The sequence below is a fragment of the Herbihabitans rhizosphaerae genome, from assembly GCF_004216555.1.
In the GTDB taxonomy this organism is placed as follows: domain Bacteria; phylum Actinomycetota; class Actinomycetes; order Mycobacteriales; family Pseudonocardiaceae; genus Herbihabitans; species Herbihabitans rhizosphaerae.
The window spans coordinates 138,429-155,119 of sequence record NZ_SGWQ01000002.1 but is presented as its reverse complement, the minus strand read 5'-3'; the positions used below and the strand labels follow the sequence as shown (position 1 = coordinate 155,119).

Sequence of the window (16,691 nt, the reverse complement as noted above, 5' to 3'; positions counted from 1 at the left end):
ACCGGAAACCGGAAACCGGAAACCGGAAACCGGAAACCGGAAACCGGAAACCGGAAACCGGAAACCGGAAACCGGAAACCGGAAACCGGAAACCGTCCCGTCTACGGCTTGGATCGCCAATGGCTCGTGCGTGACGGCGTCGTCGTTCCGTCCGGCCTGATCCTCTCGCACGAGAGCGAGCGGGAACGCCTGGCCCGGTCCACGCCAGAAGCACTCGATGCCGCCATCGTCGCCGGTGACCCGTGCCTCGATCGCATGCACGCCAGCCGGGCGCCGCGTTCCACCTACCGGCGCGCACTCGGTGCCGGACCCGACACGACGGTGATCACCTTGGTGTCCACCTGGGGCGACGAATCCCTGTTCGGCCGGCATCCCGAGTTGCCGAGACAGCTGCTCGCCGAACTCGACACCGACCATGTCGTCGCTGCCGTGCTGCACCCCAACGTCTGGTACGCGCACGGGCCGTGGCAGATCAAGCTGTGGCTCGGCGACTGCCTGCGTGCCGGTCTGCGCCTGGTGCCGCCGACGCAGGGCTGGCAGCAAACGATCATCGCGTCTGATCTGGTCATCGGCGATCACAGTGCCGTCACCGGTTATGCCGCCTGTCTCGGACGCCCGGTACTGCTCGCCGCCTTTCCCGAGCAGGACGTCGCGGCGGGGTCGGCCATCGCCGAGTTGGGCGCGTTGGCACCACGACTGGATCACCGGCGTTCGCTGCGCGACCAGGTGCGTCACGCGATCGACCATCCGTCCGACTTCTCCAAGATCGCCGAGTTGGCGAGTTCGACGCCCGGCGAGTCGGCGAGTCTGCTGCGGGCGGCGTTCTACCGCGCGATGAATCTGCCCGAGCCATCCTGGCCCGCACTCGTACCACCGTTCCCGGCCGGCGAACTAGTGCCGGAACGGCGGGAGTTCACCGCCTTCTGGGTGCGGGCGGAGCAGAACGGCGACGGCGTACGGCTGACCCGATGGCCCGCCGCCGTCACCGGGCGCCGGCCGTGCGACGAGGAGCGACACCTGGTCGTGCACGTCACCGACCCGCACCGCCACCTGCACGGCAACGCCGCCGTCGTGGTGCACGACGCGAACGCGACCGATGCGGAACTGATCGCCACACTGGACGCGCGTCCGGTATGCCAGATCGCCGCGACCGCAACCGGTCGCGACACTTGCCGCCTCCTGCTTCGAAACGGCCGCACCATACGGCTGCGTACGGTCGATGGGAGCGACCTGGATCCGACACTCGCCGCCGCGGCGATCCACCACCTGGCCCCGGCAGAACCGCCACCGCGACTCACGATCACGACCGGATCGCGCACCATCACCGTCGACGTGATCTGACCTCAGCCAGCTTGGCTCGCGCCTCCAGTTCGCGCGCGTCGCCGATCGCCTCGAACAGGTCAGCCGCCGTCTCGTAGGCCCGCTCCGCGGTGTCAAGATCGTCGATGGCGACCGCGATGTCGCCCACCAACATCAGCGTCCCGCCGTGCAGCCGCCGCGCCCGATCCCGCTCGAACTGATCAGCAGCCGCGCGAGCCACCGTCAACGCCTCGTCCATGCGGCCGAGCCCAACCAGAGCCCTGGCCCGCTCCTGGTCGCATTTCGCCACGTTCTCCGCGTCCGCGGCGCGCCCGGCGAACTCGGCACGGGCGGCGGCCGCGGCGTCCAACGCCTCCTGCCACGACTTCAGGTGCGCGAACGCACGCGCCCGCTGCAGGCCCACCGTGGCCCGGGCCCGCAGCGCCTGGTCGGGGTCCTGCACCTCGCTGATCGCGCGATCGGATTCGTCATAGCGGGCCAGCGCCGAACGCACGTCGCCCGCCTTGAAGTCGACCTTGCCAAGCCACTCCAGCGCGCTCTGCCGACCGATCGCACTGCCCACCGCGCCGGCTGCCTCCAGCGACTCGGTGAAGCATTGCCGCGCTCTCTCGAGTTCACCGACCGCGAGATGGCCTGCGCCGAGTTGGGAGCTGAGCTGCATGACGGCCTCGGTCGCGCCGGTATCCCGAGCCGACTCCAGCGCGATCTCGTGAACGTCGATCCACACATCGACATGGCCGTTCATGTGCAGGTACTTGTACAACGCGACACACAGGCGCCAGCACACCTCGTGCTCGCCGATCTCGTGAGCGAGCCGCACACACGTCGCGACACCACGCCACTCGCGATGGAACCAGGTCAACGCCGTCTCCCGCGACGGCACCTCGGAGCGCGCACCGGAGTCGCCGACCCTCCAGCGATCCGAAATCGCGTGATCGCGCGACTGTGTCTCGTCCAGAAAGCGCACGGCGATCCGCCGCCGCAGCACTTTCAGCTCGCCGGGATCGTCCTCGTCACGGGCACGCTGACGGGCGTCCGCGCGAACGAAACCGTGGAACGCGAACCGCCCTCCGTACTCCGTCAGCAGGTTCAATTCGTCGAGCCTGGCGAGCGCCAGCGCGGTCGCTGCCCGGGTCTGCCCGAGGACGAACGCGGCCGTATCGATGTCGAAGTCCGGTCCGGGCACTTGGGCGAGCCATCGGTAGGTCGCTCGCAGTGGCCCGTCCAACCTTCGGTACGCCGCGTCCAGGAACGGGCTGATCGGCTCGGCGGACTCCGGCAACTCCTCAAGTAGCGCTTCGGCCAGGTAGGCGCGTCCGACGAGCTGCGCGGCGAGCATCTCGATCAGCAGGGGCGATCCGTGGCACCGTTCGACGAGCTGCTTCCGCACGCTCGCGTCGATCTCCGCGGCCGTGTCACCGAGACAATGGTCGAACTTCTCCCGGGACTCCTTGTCCGGCAAGGCATCCAGCGTGATCGCGACGAAACCGAGACGCCCCCTGGTCGCTGGTTTCACGCTCGTGGTGACGACGACGACGGCCTCGGCCGGCAGGCTGTCCAGCAGCGGTTTGACCGAATCGAGCGGGTCGACGTCGTCGAATACGAACAGCGCGCGCTGGTTCCACACGCGGTGGCTTATCTGGCTGAGTCGCCCGGCGACGTCCGGGCTCTGGTCCGCCACCGGAACGCCGAGCCTGGCCAGAATCGACCCGAGCAACTCGCCGAACGGCACTGGATTGCCGTCCAGATCGCTCGCCGGCACCCACACGACGGTCTGGAACTCGGTGGCGCGCTCGGCGCAGAATTCCGATGCGAGAGCGGTGGTGCCGATCCCGATCGGGCCGGTCAGGAACATTGATCGCGCACGATCGCCGACCGGTGCGTCGAGCACCTCGGCCATCTCACGCCGAGGACCGTCTCGGTCCAGGAACGGAAACGCGCGCTGTGGCTCATAGGCGATGCTCACTTCTCGACCCTCCCCAGGCTCGGGCAGTCCGACGATAGCGCGACCTGTAGCCGATCAGCCACGCCAGGTGGTCAGGCGTCGCGATTGGTCAGCAGCCTGGCCAGCGCGGCGGTGAACCGGTCGGGGTCGACGTCCGCCGGCGACGCGCCGAAATACTCGGCCGCCAGGAAGTACCCGATCATCGCCGACTGCATGACCGTCGCCGCGGCGACCTCGTCCTCCTCGACGGCGGCCGACGGGCCGGCCAGACGCAGCGCCTCGACACCGAGTTCGATACCGCGATCGGCCGAGGTTTTGCGCACCCATTCGGCCAGCTCCGGCGCCCGGTTGCGCTCCCACAGCAGGATCATGATCAGCGACCGGAGTTCCCCGAGATAGTCCAGGTCGGACCGCAACTGCGTGGCCAGTCGTTGCTCGCCGGCGCCGTCGGTGTTCTCGACCTGCGCGTCGGGATCCTTGCCGACCCGGGTCACCTCGCGCTCCACCACGGCGGCGAGCAACGCCTCTTTGTCCTTGAAATGGCGGTAGAAGCTGCCACTTCCGGGTGACAGCCCGGCGGCGGCCTCGATCGTGGTCACCGGTGTCGCCGCGGCACCCCGCTCGACGAACAGCTCCAGCGCGACATCCATGATCCGCTCACGGGTACCCCTCGGCATGCATGCCAACGTACTCGCGGCGCAAGCCCCGCACAGGCGGGGCGCGCTACAGGCCCATGTCCTTGGCGATGATCATCTTCATCACCTCGCTGGTGCCGCCGTAGATGCGGGTGACCCGGTTGTCGGCGTACAGGCGGGCGATCGGGTACTCGTTGATGTAGCCGTAGCCGCCGTGCAGTTGCAGGCACCGGTCGATCACCCGGGCCGCCGTCTCGGTGCAGAAGAGCTTCGCCGACGCGGCGTCGGCGGCCGTGAGCTTCTTGTCGTCCAGTGCCTGCAGCGCGCGGTCCACCACGGCCTCGATGGCGTCTACTTCCGACTGGCACGCGGCCAGCTCGAACTTGGTGTTCTGGAACGACGCGACGGTCTTGCCGAACACCGTGCGCTCGCGCACGTACTCGGCCGCGAACCGGACCGCCGCCTTGGCCTGCGAGTACGCGCCGAGCGCGATGCCGAGCCGCTCCTGCGGCAGGTTCTGCCCGAGGTAGGCGAAGCCCCGGTTCTCCTCACCGAGCCGATCCTCCACCGGCACCCGAACGTCCACAAAGGACAGTTCGGCGGTGTCGGAGGTGCGCAGCCCGAGCTTGTCCAGCTTGCGGCCGACGGTGTAACCCTCGGACTTGGTGTCCACGACCAGCAGCGAGATCCCGTAACGGCGGTCGTCCTCGCGCGGCGGCGCGGTGCGGGCGCACACGATCACCCGATCGGCGTGCACCCCGCCGGTGATGAACGTCTTGGCGCCGTTGAGCACATAGTGCGTGCCGTCCTCGGACAGCGTCGCGGTGGTCTTCATGCCGGCGAGGTCGGACCCGGTGCCGGGCTCGGTCATCGCGATGGCGAACATGATCTCGCCGGTGACGAATCCGGGCAGCCAGCGGCGGCGCTGCTCCTCGCTGGCGTACGCCTTCAGGTACGGCAGGCACAGCCCGACGTGCACCCCGCTGCCGCCCAGCGCCACACCGGCTCGCGCCACCTCTTCGTAGACGACCGCCTGATACTTGAACGACTCCTCGCCGGCGCCGCCGTACTCCTCCGGCACCTCGATGCCGAACACGCCCAGTTCGCCGAGCTTGTAGTAGAAGTCGCGCGGCGCCTGGCCGGCGGCGAACCACTCGTCGAACACCGGCACGACCTCGGCCTCCAGGAAGGCGCGAAAGGTCTTCCGGAACGCCTCGTGGTCCTCGCCGAAAACGGTGCGCTCCATCGCGAGCCTCCTAACCGAACAGTGTTAGATTTACCGTCAAAGGTAAACTAACAGCGTTAGGCCAGGCAACGTGATCCGGCGCATGCGGAGGTAACGGGTGGGACGTCCGAGCACGACGCTGCTCAGCCGGGAGAAGATCCGCCGCGAGGCGCTCGGGCTGGTCGACGAGGTCGGTCTGGCCGGGTTCTCCATGCGCAAGCTCGCCACCGCGCTGGACGTGAAGGCCGCGTCGCTGTACTTCCACTACGCCACCAAGGACGAGCTGCTCGACGACGTGGCGAACGAGATCATGGCGGAAGTCGACGTCAGCGGCTTCGACGGTGACGAGTGGCGGGCCGCGCTGCGCCGCTGGGCGCGCTCCTACCGGGCGGCACTCGCCGCGCATCCGAACATCGTGCCGTTCCTGGCCACCGGCCCCGGCCAGCGCGACGCCTCCCTGCGCGGCGCCGACGCCGTGCACGGCGGGCTCACCCGCGCCGGCTGGCCGCCCCGGGAGGCCACCATGATCGGTGCGTCCACCAAGTACCTGGTGCTCGGCGCGGCCATGGGCTCGTTCTCCCGCGGGTTCGTCGACGACCTGACGGTCTACGCCGACCGCTACCCCAGCCTGGACCGCGCGCACCTGCTGCGCGGCCGGGCCGACGAGATCGACCGGGCCAGCTTCGAGTTCGCGCTGACCGCGTTCCTGGACGGTCTGGCCCGCCAGTACGAGCTGATCGAATCGCGCCGCAAAGCCAGGCGGCGCAACGGAAAGGACGGCGCGTGACCACTCGCGGAATCGTGATCGGCGCCGGCGGCGTCACCGGACTGGCCTGGTCGTCGGCCACCCTGGCGGCACTGGAACAGGCCACCGGATGGGATCCGAGGGAGGCCGACGTGCTGCTCGGCACCTCGCAGGGCGCGCTGCTGGCGTCACTGCTCGCCTGCGAGATCGGCACGGCCGACCTCACCGGCTGGTACCGCCGCGAGCTGCCGGACGGCCATCCGCTGCGCACCAAGCCGTCGGCCGACCGTCCGACCACGCGCCGCCGGCTACCGGTGCCGGCATCGCCGCTGCTCCCCCTCCGCGCGCTGATGCCGCCCGGCCGCGTGCCGGCCACCGTCGCGCTGTCCGGGTTGCTGCCGACGGGCACCCGATCGCTTGACGCGTTCGTCGCGCCGCTGACCGTGCTCGCCGAGCCGGACGGATGGGTGCCGCACGAGCACACGATGATCGTCGCGGTCGACTACGACAGCGGCGCGCGCACCGCGTTCGGCACCGCGAGCGCGCCGAGGACCGGAGTCCTGGACGCCGTCCGGGCCTCCTGCACGGTGCCCGGCGTCTACCCGGCGACCACGATCGGCCGGCGCCGCTACGTCGACGGCGGCGTGCACTCCACCACCTCGCTCGATCTGCTGACCCCGCTCGAACTCGACGAGGTGTACGTGCTCGCGCCGATGGCCGGCACAGGGAGCCTGACGCGCCGGTTGATCCAGCGCGGGCTGGACTCCGAAGCACGTCAGGTCCGCCGCACCGGCACGCGGATCCACCTGCTCACCCCGACGAGCGAGGACCGCACCGCGATGGGCCGCAACCCGCTCGACCCGCGCCACCGGATCGCCACCTTCGAGACCGCCCTGCGCACCGGACCGGGGCGGATCGCCGCCGTCCTGCCGTGACTTCAGCCGCCCGGCCAGCTTGACCGCACCGAGCGAAAGCCACGCTGAGGTCGCATTCATTGTCGAGGGCGGTCGCCCTGACGACGCCGGAGGGACAGCGGGCGAGGAACGAGCCCGCTGTCGTGGAGGTGGCGTGACTGGACCACCCCATCAACCCAGCCACCCACCTCGCGGCCCCCAACCACCAAAGCAAAAAGACCACAGGCCGTCGGCGAAGCCGACTCCGCGACCTTGCCCTCGATAGACAAGACAGTTTCACCCGAACGTGTCGGCGTGAATCCGCCCGCACGAGCCGGCGAGGCACCACAGTTGTTCCGGTGGCAGCGGATCGACAGTTGATCATCGGGGTGGTGCTCGCACGCACCGGCCGGCTGGCGCCGCTCGGCGAGCCGGTGGACTTCGTCGCCGACCTGCTCGCGCCCAAGTTGCGGGCGGGCCTGGTGGGCATCCCGATCGAGATCGCCGTGAGGGACAGTGCCTCCACGGTCGCCGGCGCACGGGCGGCCACCGAGCGCCTGATCACCGAGGACGGCGCGCGGATCGTGATCACCGTCGGCGGGTCGGCCGTGCTGCCTGCGGTGGCCGGCACCTGCCACCGGCTCGGCACGCCGTGCGTGTCGACCACCCTGCCGTGGCAGGTGTACCGCGACTCGTGCCCGCCGTCGGACCGGGCGTTCCACTTCTGTTGGGGGCTCGACGACGTCGCGTCGGTGTTCGCCGACATGTGGGAGCGAGCAGCCGGCCGGACCACCGTCGGCTGCCTGTGGAACGACGGGTCGCAGGGGCGCGCGCTGCGCGAGGACCGGTGCGGCTTCCTTCCGGTCGCGCGGCTGCGCGGGCACGACGTGGTGCACCAGCCGGCCTACTCCGAGGGCACCGCCGACTTCGCCGCGCAGGTCGAGACGTTCCGCGACGTCGCGGTGATCACCAGCGCGGCGTCCGCGAGCGATCTCGGCGCTTTCCTTGACAGGGCAACGGAATCAGGGCTGCGTCCGGCACTGGTGACCTGCTCACGCTGGCTCACCTACCCGTTCTGGCGCGGCCGGCACGAGCTCGACGGCGTGGCCACGATCGTGTCCTGGACGCCGTCGCACCGCTATCTGTCCACTGTGGACGGAAGCACGCCGGCACAGCTCGCGTCGGCGTACGAACTGGCCACCGGCCGGCCGTGGGCGCAGCCGCTCGGCCTCGCCTACGCGGTGTTCGAGATCGCCGCGCACGCGCTGGCCGCGGCGGCCGACCCGGACGATCCGGCGGCCGTCGCCGACGCCGTGCGCACGCTGCGGCTGGACACCATGGCCGGCCGGTTCGACCTGTCCGGCGGCCCGGCGCCCGGCATCGCCCGGATCGCGCTGGCCGGCGGTCAGTGGCAGGGCGATCGCCGGCTTTCCGTTGTGCGCTCCCGAATCCCGGCCGTGGCGCCGGACGCCGCGCTGGTCACCCGGTGACGATGGTGAACGTGAACCGGTAGCCCACGTTCGCCTTGCCGGGCGCGGCCGGCGCGCTCTTCCCCTCGCCTCTCGCGGTGGCGTACTTCCCGGTGCCGCCGAGGATCGCGATCGCGCCCTCGTTGAACCCGGCCTGACCCGCCTTGTACTGCCGCAGGCTGGACAGGTGCAGCTCGCCGTCGGCCAGGCGGTAGGTGCTGCCGCACTGTGCGGTGAACGTCGGCGGCACCTCGACACCCAGTTTCGCGATGGCGCAACTGGAGTAGCCCTCGCCCACCTTGTTCACGCCGGTGGAGTCGAACAGGTCGCCGCCGCCGATGAACCCGATTCCGACGGCCGGCACCTGCGGCACGCTGAACACCGTCCGCTTGGCCACCAGTTCCAGTGTGTCCCTCGGTGAGTCTCCCGAGGCCGGCGCCGACGCGGCGGTGAGCAGCGCGGCCGCCGCCACACCGGTGATCCCGACAGCCAGCGTTCTGCGCATCGTGGTTGACATGGCATGCCTTCCTGTTCCTACGGGGGTGTCTGACCCATCTGGACCGGGGTGGTCCGGTAGGTGTCCGGCTCGATTCGGATCTCGCCGCGGCGAAGAACCGCGAGGACACCTCGTTGTACGCCGAGCGCCGATTGCGCGAGACGAACCTGTTGAACGCCACCAACAGCACGACGCTGACCCACGACCGTGCCGCCGACGAACAGGACACCCTCGAGAACGACGTTGTCAGCCATCGGCCGATCCCGACCGCAACCCCAGCGGGAGGGCGAACTCGACGGTCTCGCGCGCCGTCTCCCGCTCCACGACGGTGACCTCGCCGAGCGCGCGCAGCGCCGACACCACGCCGTCGACCAACGGCGGCGGGGCCGACGCGCCGGCGGTCAGGCCGATCACCGACGTGCCGGCGAGCCAGGCCGGATCGATCGCGTCGGCGTCCTCGATCAGCCGTGCCGGAGTGCCGCCCCGCTCGGCCACCTCCACCAGCCGCACCGAGTTGGACGAGTTGGCCGAGCCGACCACCAGCACGAGATCGGCGTCGGCGGCGACCGCCGCGAGCGCCTGCTGCCGGTTGGTGGTCGCGTAGCAGATGTCCTCCGACGCCGGCCCGCGCATCTCGGGGAACCGCGCGCGCAGGGCGTCCACGATCTCCGCGGTCTCGTCCACCGCGAGCGTGGTCTGCGTCAGGTAGGAGACGCGCCGCGGGTCGGGCACCTCGATGTGCGGCACCGCCTCGACGTCCTCCACCAGAATGGTCGACTGCGGCGCCTCGCCGAGCGTGCCCTCCACCTCGTCGTGCCCGGCGTGCCCGATCAGCAGAACGGTGTCGCCGCGCGTGGCGAACCGGGTCGCCTCGACGTGCACCTTGGCCACCAGCGGACAGGTCGCGTCCACCACGTCCAGCCCACGCTCGGCCGCCTCGGCACGCACGGCCGGCGAGACGCCGTGCGCGGAGAAGACCACGGTCGCACCGTCCGGCACGGCGTTCAACTCCTCCACGAACACCGCCCCGTCGCGCTCCAGCTCGGCCACCACGTGCGCGTTGTGCACGATCTGGCGGCGCACGTACACCGGTGGGCCGGCGGTGGCCAGCACCCGGCGCACGATCTCGATCGCGCGCTCCACGCCGGCGCAGAACGAGCGCGGCGCGGCCAGCAGCACAGTGCGCGAACCGGCGGCCGCCCGCCACGCGGGATCTCGCGGGTCCACGGCTCACCGGTCCCTGGCGACGACGAGCCGGGCCACGGCGGTCAGCTCGGCGGCCGACTCCGGGTCCGGGCCGGACGCGTTCAGGTGCCGCAGCGCCTCGGTCAGCATCTCCTCGGCGTGGTCGGCGCTCCACGCGCGCCCGCCGGCCAACTCGATCAGCTCCCCGGCGCGGGCCAGTTGGGGACCGGACAACGGATCCGGCCGGCCGTACAGATCGGCCAGCTCACGCCCGGCGTCGGTGCCGGAGGTCAGCGCGGCCACCACCGGCAGCGACTTCTTGCGGCTGATCACATCGGAGTAGACCGGTTTGCCGGTGCGCCTCGGATCGCCCCAGATCCCGAGCAGATCGTCGACGAGCTGGAACGCCAGACCGAGCCGCTCGCCGTAGCTGCGCAGCAGCTGCACCTGCGCCGGCCGGCCGCCGCCGAACAGCGCGCCGAGTGCGCACGCCCGCCCGAGCAACGCGGCGGTCTTGCCCTCCGCCATGGTGAGGCACTCGTCCAGGCTTACCGAGTCGCGCCGCTCGAACTCCAGGTCGAGCATCTGGCCGTGTAACAGCTCCTGCACCGCGTCGCTCAGGCTGTGCGCGGCCAGCCGGCATTCGGGGTGACCGCTGGTGGTCAGCACGTCGAGCGCGAGGGTGAGCAGCGCGTCCCCGGCGAGGATGGCCGGGCCGACGCCGAACGCGCTCCACGCGGTCAGCCGGTGCCGGCGGGTGCGATCGCCGTCCATCACGTCGTCGTGCAGCAACGAGAAATTGTGCGTCAGCTCGACCGCCACGGCGGCCGGCAGCCCGACCGACGAGTCGGCACCGACCGCCCGTGTGCACAGCAGCGTGAGCGCCGGGCGCAGGGCCTTGCCGCGATCGGCCGACTCCGGCCGGCCGCGCACGTCCCACCAGCCGAGGTGGTAGCCGGCGATGTGGCGCACCGACTCCGGCAGCGTGTCCACGGCGGCACGCATGCCGGAGTCGACCACCTCCCTGCTCCAGTCGAGTACTTCACGGGCCGACCGGGCCCCCGTCGGCGCCTCACGCATGGTCGTCATTTACCTCTCCTAGCGGCCGATGTCGACGTGCTCGAGAACGCCGAGTGCGTCGGGAACGAGCACCGCGGCGGAGAAATACGTGCTGACCAGATATGTCATGATCGCGTTGTCGCCGATTCCGGTGAACCGCACGGAAAGGCCCGGCTCGTACTCGTCCGGAATACCGGTCTGGTGCAGTCCGATGACACCTTCGTCCTCTCGCCCGGTGCGCATCGCCAGAATGGAGCTGGTGTTGTTCTCGGTAACCGGGATCTTGTCGCACGGGAGGATCGGGACACCCCGCCACGCGCGTACCATGGTGCCGTCGACCTCGACGTCCTGCGGGTAGATGCCGCGCTTGGTGCACTCCCGGCCGATCGCCGCGATCGTCTTCGGATGCGCGAGGAAGAACCGCGTCTTCCGCCGCCGGGACAGCAGTTCGTCCATGTCCTCCGGAGTCGGCGGGCCGGTCCGGGAATAGATGCGCTGTTTCAGGTCGGCGTTGTGCAGCAGCCCGAAGTCGGGATTGTTGACCAGCTCGTACTCCCGGCGTTCGCGCAATGCGGAAACGGTGAGCCGCACTTGTTGGTCGACCTGGTCCATCGGGTCGTTGTAGAGATCGGCGACGCGGGTGTGGATCCGCAGCCGGGTCTGCGCGGCACCCAATTCGTACTCGCGCGGCGCGGTGTCGTAGTCCACGAACGTGGCCGGCAGATCGGCCTCGCCGGCGTGACCCGACGCGATGTCGATCTCGGCCTCGCTGTGCTTGTTCTGCGGCTTGCCCGCCTGCGACAGCACCCGCTGGACGTGGTCGCGCAGCCGGTCGGAGTGCCCGTTCAGCTCCCGCACCACGCGCGCCGGCAGCACCAGCACGGTGCACGGGGTGACGGCCTTGACCGTGCAGTCCCACACCGAGGACTCCTCGGTGAGCGCCTGTTCCCCGAAGTAGTCGCCGTCGGCCAGCCCGCGAAGCAGCGTCGCGTCGCCGTACGGCCCCTCGCCGAGCTTCTCCGCCCTACCGTGCGCGAGCAGGAACACCGAGTCGACCGGGCGGCCGGCTCGGACGATCACCTCGCCGGCCTCGATCTCCTGTTGGGTGAACCGGTTGGCCAGTTCGGTGAGCACCTCCTCGTCGTCGAATCCGCGCAGCGGCGCCAGTTCGCCCAGTTCGCGCGGGATCACCCGGACCTCGCTGCCGGTGCTGACGAAGGTCACCCTGCCGTCACCCACGGCGTAGCTGAGCCTGCGGTTGACCCGGTACGCCGCACCCTCGGCCTCGACCCACGGCAGCATCCTGGACAGCCAGCGCGGGGTGACGCCCCGCATCTGCGGCACCGACTTGGTGGTGTTGGCCAGTTTTCGCGCCGCACCGGTGCTGAGGCTCTGCTGGGGTGGCTCCGTCTCGACGACCGTCTCGACCGCCGTCATCAGCTCGCCCTGCCGATCTCGACGTTCTCCAGAACGGCCAGCGCGTCCGGAACCAGCACGGCGATCGAGTAGTAGGCGCTCACCAGGTAGGACAGGATCGCCTGCTCGCTGATGTTCATGAAGCGAACCGAAAGGCCCGGCTGATACTCATCGGGGATACCAATCTGGTGCAGCCCGACGACACCCTGCGCCTCCTCACCAGTGCGCATCAGCAGAATAGAGCTGGTCCGCTTCTCGCTGACGCCGATCTTGTTGCACGGCAGGATCGGAACTCCGCGCCACGCCGGCACCATGTGCCCATTCATGTCGACACTGTTCGGATACACGCCGGCCTTGTTGAATTCCTGACCGATGGCCGCGATCGTTTTCGGGTGGGCCAGGAAGAATCCCGGATTCTTCCACACCATCGCCAACAGGTCGTCCAGGTCGTCCGGCGTCGGCGGGCCATTCCTGGTGTGAATTCGCTGCGAGAAGTCGGCATTGTGCAGAAGGCCGAACTCGCGATTGTTGACGAGTTCGTTCTCCTGCCGCTCCCGCAATGCCTCGATCGTCAGCCGCAACTGCTGCTCGACCTGGTCCATCGGCTTGTTGTAGAGATCGGCGACCCGGCTGTGCACCCGCAGCACGGTCTGCGCGACGCTCAGCTCGTACTCGCGCGGCGCGACCTCGTAGTCCACGAACGTGCTCGGCAGGTCCACCTCGCCGGCGTGCCCGGAGGCCACCTCGATCTCCGCCTCACCGTGCGGGTTGTGCCGCTTCTTCGGGCTGGCCAGCACCCGTTCGACGTGCTCGCGCATCGCGTCGGACTGCTCGAGCACCTGGTCGAACTGTGTGCGCCGCAAGGTGAGTACGGTGCACGAGGTGACCGCCTTCGCGGTGAACTCCCACATGTTCCGGTCGTCGGTGAGGGCCTGGTCGCCGAAGTAGTCGCCGTCGGCCTTCACGCCGAGCTCGGTCTGGTCGCCGTACTTGCCGACGCCGACCCGGCCGATCTTGCCGTGCACGATCAGGTACAGCTGCTCGGCTTGGTGGCCGAACTCGGCGATCACCTCACCCGGTTCGTACTCGTGGTATTCGAACCGGCCGGCGAGCGCCTCGAGCGACTCGATGTCGTCGAACCCGCGCAACAACGGCAGCTCGCCGAGTTCCTGGGGAATGACGCGCACGTCCGATCCGGTTCCGGTGAACGTCACGCGGCCGTCGCCCACGGTGTAACTCAGGCGCCGGTTGACTCGGTAAGTACCACCGGAAACCTGCACCCAGGGCAACATCTTCAAAAGCCAACGGGAAGTGACACCCTGCATTTGCGGCACGGATTTGGTCGTTGTCGCCAAATTCCGTGCCGCTCCGGTACTCAGACTCTGCTGCTGTTTTTCCTCATTGGTAGTCGCGGGTTCCAGCACATCGGTCACAGTCGACACCGCCAATTTCCATGCGAACCGGGGAAGATGATCTGACCTGGAAATCGTTCGTCCATGCACATTCGACGCTAGTGCTCGCGACAGCGTCCGCAAGCGCTCGAATGGGTGGACCAGCGGCCGTCATACGGTAGGTGTCGCGCATTAGGCCGATCCGTCGACGCGGCTCGCACCGGCCACACTATGCGTGCGCGGACGGCACCCGTCCGAGGGACCGCGACCCATTTGCGGGTGGCGTCACGGAATGGCTCGACAATTCGTCCTACCATTTCGGGGTACCCGCGATCACCTCACGTGCGCGCCGACGCGATCGTGCCGGCCGCGTCGCACCCCCAAGAGGGAAACGATCGCGGCCGGCGACCACCCAGCGTTAGTCTCGCTGGATCTGGTGACCGATGACGTCGGGACCGGGGTGCGCGGCGCCGGAGCCGTCACGACGCTGGTCCACCTCGGGCAGTTCGACCGCCGATCCGGTGCGCGACGCGCCGACCGGCTGTGGCCCGACCCAGGCCAGCGTGACCGCCGACTCGCCCTTGAGGAACCGGTGCGATCGCACCCCGCCGGTCGCCCGCCCCTTCGCCGGGTACTCCGCGAACGGTGTCACCTTCACGCTCTGCCCGGTCGAGGTGACCACCATCGGCTCGCCGTGCTCGTTGTCGTCCACCCGCACCGCGCCGAAGTGCACCGCCCCCGCACCGGCGGCCAGCTTGATGCCGGCCATGCCGCCGCCGCGCAGACCCTGCGGCCGCACCAGCGACGCGGCGTAGCGCAACAGCGACGAGTCCGAGGACATGAACACCAGCGTCTCCTCGCCGTCGGTGAGCCAGCCGACGCCGACCACCTCGTCGCCGTCGGCCAGCGTGATCACGTCGAACTCGTCGGAGCGCACCGGCCAGTCCGGCGAGCACACCTTCACCACCCCCTGCCGGGTGCCCAGTGCCAGCCCCGGTGATCCCTCGGCCCGCTCGCCGAGGGGCGCGATACCGACCACCCGCTCCCCCGACTGGAGGTCGACCAGCTCACCGGCGGCCATGCCACCGGACAGCGACACCGTGCCGGCCGCCTCGGGCAGTACCGGCAGCGGCAATACGTCCGTCTTGAACGCGCGCCCCCGGTTAGTCACCAGCAGCACTTGCCCGCGCGCGGTGGAGTGCACGACCGCGGTCACCGCGTCGTGCTTGGCCCGGCCGCTGCGCCGGCGCGCGTCGGTGGCCTCCTCGGAGTCGGCGGCCGTCCTGGCCACCAGGCCGGTCGCGGACAGGATCACCTGGCACGGATCGTCGGCCACCTCGAGCGGCCCGGCCGGCTTGGACGCGGCGAGCACCTCCTTGAGGTCGCCGTCGATCAGCGCGGTGCGCCGCTCGGTGGCCAACTCCTTGGAGACCGCGGCCAACTCCTTGGACACGAGCTTCTTGAGCACGCCCTCGTCGTCCAGGATCGCGGTCAGCTCGGCGATCTCCTTGCGCAGCGTCTCCTGCTCGGTCTCCAGCTCGAGCTTGTCGTACTTGGTGAGGCGGCGCAGCGGCGTGTCGAGGATGTAGGTGGCCTGGATCTCGGAGAGCTTGAACTGCTTCATCAAGCCTTCCTTCGCGGCGGCCGCGTTCTCGCTGCCGCGAATCAGCTTGATCACCTTGTCGATGTCCAGCAGTGCGATCAGCAGGCCCTCGACCAGGTGCAGCCGCTCCTCCCGCTTGCGCCGCCGGTAGCGGGTGCGCCGGGTCACGACCTCGTAGCGGTGCCGCAGGAACACTTGCAGAAGTTCTTTCAGGCCAAGGGTTCGCGGCTGCCCGTCGACCAGCACGAGGTTGTTGATGCCGAAGGACTGCTCCATCGGCGTGAGGCGGTACAGGTCGGCGAGCAGCGCCTGCGGGTTCACGCCGACCTTGCACTCGATCACCAGCCGGGTGCCGTTCTCCCGGTCGGTCAGGTCCTTCACGTCGGCGATCCCGGACAGCCGCTTGGACTTGGTGACCTCGTCGGTGATCTTCTCGATGATCTTCTCCGGGCCGACCGCGTACGGCAGCTCCACCAGGGTGATCGCCTGGCGGCCCCGGCTGCCCTCCAGCGGGCCGATCTCCACCTTGGCGCGCATGCGCACGACGCCACGGCCGGTCTCGTAGGCGCGGCGCACCTCGTCCAGCCCGAGCAGCATGCCGCCGGTGGGCAGGTCGGGGCCCGGCACGAACTCCATCAGCTTGTCCAGCGAGGCGTCCGGGTGGGTGATCAGCCAGCGGGTGGCCTCGACCACCTCGCCGAGATTGTGCGGAATCATGTTGGTCGCCATGCCGACGGCGATTCCGGACGAGCCGTTCACCAACAGGTTCGGAAACGCCGCGGGAAGCACCGACGGCTCCTGCAGCGAACCGTCGTAGTTGGGCCGGAAATCGACGGTGTCCTCACCCAGCTCGCCGACCAGCCGCATTGCGGCGGGCGACATTCGAGCCTCGGTGTACCTGCTCGCGGCCGGACCGTCGTCTGGGCTTCCAAAGTTACCGTGCCCGTCAATCAGCGGCACATTCAGCGAGAAGTCCTGCGCCATTCTGACCATGGCGTCATAAATAGCGGTGTCGCCGTGTGGATGAAACTTGCCCATTGTGTCGCCGACGACGCGAGAAGACTTCACGTACGCATGTGTCGGCCGATATCCCGCCTCGTTCATCGAATACAGAATGCGACGGTGTACCGGCTTCAATCCGTCCCGCGCGTCCGGCAGGGCGCGCGAGTGGATCACCGAGTACGCGTACTCCAGATAGGAGTCCTCGATCTCGGTCTTGAGCGAGTTGTCGATCACGGTCGCGCCGGGCTTGTCGAACGCGGCCGGGTCGATCTTGGTGATGCTGCCCTTACGGCGTGCCATCGGTGTG

General features: G+C 69.4%; 14 protein-coding genes. 4 read left to right on the top strand and 10 right to left on the bottom strand.

Annotated features, from left to right (window positions below; all coding sequences use genetic code 11):
- A partial coding sequence (locus EV193_RS06225; RefSeq protein WP_207222530.1) for a hypothetical protein occupies positions 1-1,341 on the top strand: 1,341 nt, incomplete at its 5' end.
- Here EV193_RS06225 and EV193_RS06220 read toward each other — a convergent pair.
- The 3 genes from EV193_RS06220 to EV193_RS06210 form a co-directional block, all read right to left on the bottom strand.
- Positions 1,322-3,286 (bottom strand): NB-ARC domain-containing protein, encoded by a 1,965-nt coding sequence (locus EV193_RS06220; protein WP_130343046.1) that lies wholly within the window; start codon positions 3,284-3,286, stop codon positions 1,322-1,324. The two genes, EV193_RS06225 and EV193_RS06220, sit on opposite strands and share 20 nt — an antisense overlap.
- Before the next feature lie 71 nt (positions 3,287-3,357).
- Positions 3,358-3,942: a TetR/AcrR family transcriptional regulator gene (locus EV193_RS06215; protein WP_130343045.1), complete on the bottom strand. Its 585-nt coding sequence runs from the start codon at positions 3,940-3,942 to the stop codon at positions 3,358-3,360.
- Positions 3,943-3,988: 46 nt separating this feature from the next.
- The gene (locus tag EV193_RS06210) at positions 3,989-5,146 is read right to left on the bottom strand and encodes an acyl-CoA dehydrogenase family protein (protein ID WP_130343044.1); all 1,158 of its coding nucleotides are present in this window, start codon (positions 5,144-5,146) and stop codon (positions 3,989-3,991) included.
- A 97-nt stretch (positions 5,147-5,243) separates the two neighbouring features.
- Between EV193_RS06210 and EV193_RS06205 the strand changes: the two genes are divergently transcribed.
- From EV193_RS06205 to EV193_RS06195, 3 genes are all read left to right on the top strand, one after another.
- On the top strand, positions 5,244-5,912 hold the full coding sequence (locus EV193_RS06205) for a TetR/AcrR family transcriptional regulator C-terminal domain-containing protein (protein ID WP_130343043.1): 669 nt from the start codon (positions 5,244-5,246) through the stop codon (positions 5,910-5,912).
- Positions 5,909-6,805, top strand: a complete 897-nt coding sequence (locus EV193_RS06200; protein ID WP_165401262.1) for a patatin-like phospholipase family protein — start codon at positions 5,909-5,911, stop codon at positions 6,803-6,805. The genes EV193_RS06205 and EV193_RS06200 overlap by 4 nt, the downstream gene beginning before the upstream one ends.
- Before the next feature lie 317 nt (positions 6,806-7,122).
- Positions 7,123-8,253: an ABC transporter substrate-binding protein gene (locus EV193_RS06195; RefSeq protein WP_130343042.1), complete on the top strand. Its 1,131-nt coding sequence runs from the start codon at positions 7,123-7,125 to the stop codon at positions 8,251-8,253.
- On the opposite strand, the gene EV193_RS06190 is transcribed toward EV193_RS06195, so the two are convergent.
- From EV193_RS06190 to EV193_RS06160, 7 genes are all read right to left on the bottom strand, one after another.
- Positions 8,243-8,749: a hypothetical protein gene (locus EV193_RS06190; RefSeq protein ID WP_130343041.1), complete on the bottom strand. Its 507-nt coding sequence runs from the start codon at positions 8,747-8,749 to the stop codon at positions 8,243-8,245. The genes EV193_RS06195 and EV193_RS06190 overlap by 11 nt on opposite strands.
- A 17-nt stretch (positions 8,750-8,766) precedes the next feature.
- Positions 8,767-8,982, bottom strand: coding sequence for a hypothetical protein (locus EV193_RS06185; RefSeq protein WP_130343040.1), 216 nt, complete (start codon positions 8,980-8,982; stop codon positions 8,767-8,769).
- Positions 8,975-9,955 (bottom strand): 4-hydroxy-3-methylbut-2-enyl diphosphate reductase, encoded by a 981-nt coding sequence (gene ispH, locus EV193_RS06180; protein WP_130343039.1) that lies wholly within the window; start codon positions 9,953-9,955, stop codon positions 8,975-8,977. The genes EV193_RS06185 and ispH overlap by 8 nt, the downstream gene beginning before the upstream one ends.
- 3 nt (positions 9,956-9,958) lie before the next feature.
- Positions 9,959-11,002 (bottom strand): family 2 encapsulin nanocompartment cargo protein polyprenyl transferase, encoded by a 1,044-nt coding sequence (locus EV193_RS06175; protein WP_130343038.1) that lies wholly within the window; start codon positions 11,000-11,002, stop codon positions 9,959-9,961.
- Between the two features lie 9 nt (positions 11,003-11,011).
- The gene (locus EV193_RS06170; RefSeq protein WP_130343037.1) at positions 11,012-12,409 is read right to left on the bottom strand and encodes a family 2B encapsulin nanocompartment shell protein; all 1,398 of its coding nucleotides are present in this window, start codon (positions 12,407-12,409) and stop codon (positions 11,012-11,014) included.
- Complete coding sequence (locus tag EV193_RS06165; RefSeq protein ID WP_423202136.1) at positions 12,409-13,830, bottom strand: family 2B encapsulin nanocompartment shell protein; 1,422 nt, start codon at positions 13,828-13,830, stop codon at positions 12,409-12,411. The genes EV193_RS06170 and EV193_RS06165 overlap by 1 nt, the downstream gene beginning before the upstream one ends.
- 367 nt (positions 13,831-14,197) lie before the next feature.
- Positions 14,198-16,684, bottom strand: coding sequence for a DNA gyrase/topoisomerase IV subunit A (locus EV193_RS06160; protein ID WP_130343035.1), 2,487 nt, complete (start codon positions 16,682-16,684; stop codon positions 14,198-14,200).
- Positions 16,685-16,691 lie beyond the last annotated feature (7 nt).

What these genes read in the sequence shown, in the direction of transcription:
- EV193_RS06215 (WP_130343045.1), bottom strand. Translation starts at nt 3,942, where the DNA reads ATGCCGAGGGGTACCCGTGAGCGGATCATGGATGTCGCGCTGGAGCTG.
- EV193_RS06210 (WP_130343044.1), bottom strand. Translation starts at nt 5,146, where the DNA reads ATGGAGCGCACCGTTTTCGGCGAGGACCACGAGGCGTTCCGGAAGACC.
- EV193_RS06190 (WP_130343041.1), bottom strand. Translation starts at nt 8,749, where the DNA reads ATGTCAACCACGATGCGCAGAACGCTGGCTGTCGGGATCACCGGTGTG.
- EV193_RS06185 (WP_130343040.1), bottom strand. Translation starts at nt 8,982, where the DNA reads ATGGCTGACAACGTCGTTCTCGAGGGTGTCCTGTTCGTCGGCGGCACG.
- EV193_RS06175 (WP_130343038.1), bottom strand. Translation starts at nt 11,002, where the DNA reads ATGACGACCATGCGTGAGGCGCCGACGGGGGCCCGGTCGGCCCGTGAA.
- EV193_RS06170 (WP_130343037.1), bottom strand. Translation starts at nt 12,409, where the DNA reads ATGACGGCGGTCGAGACGGTCGTCGAGACGGAGCCACCCCAGCAGAGC.
- EV193_RS06160 (WP_130343035.1), bottom strand. Translation starts at nt 16,684, where the DNA reads ATGGCACGCCGTAAGGGCAGCATCACCAAGATCGACCCGGCCGCGTTC.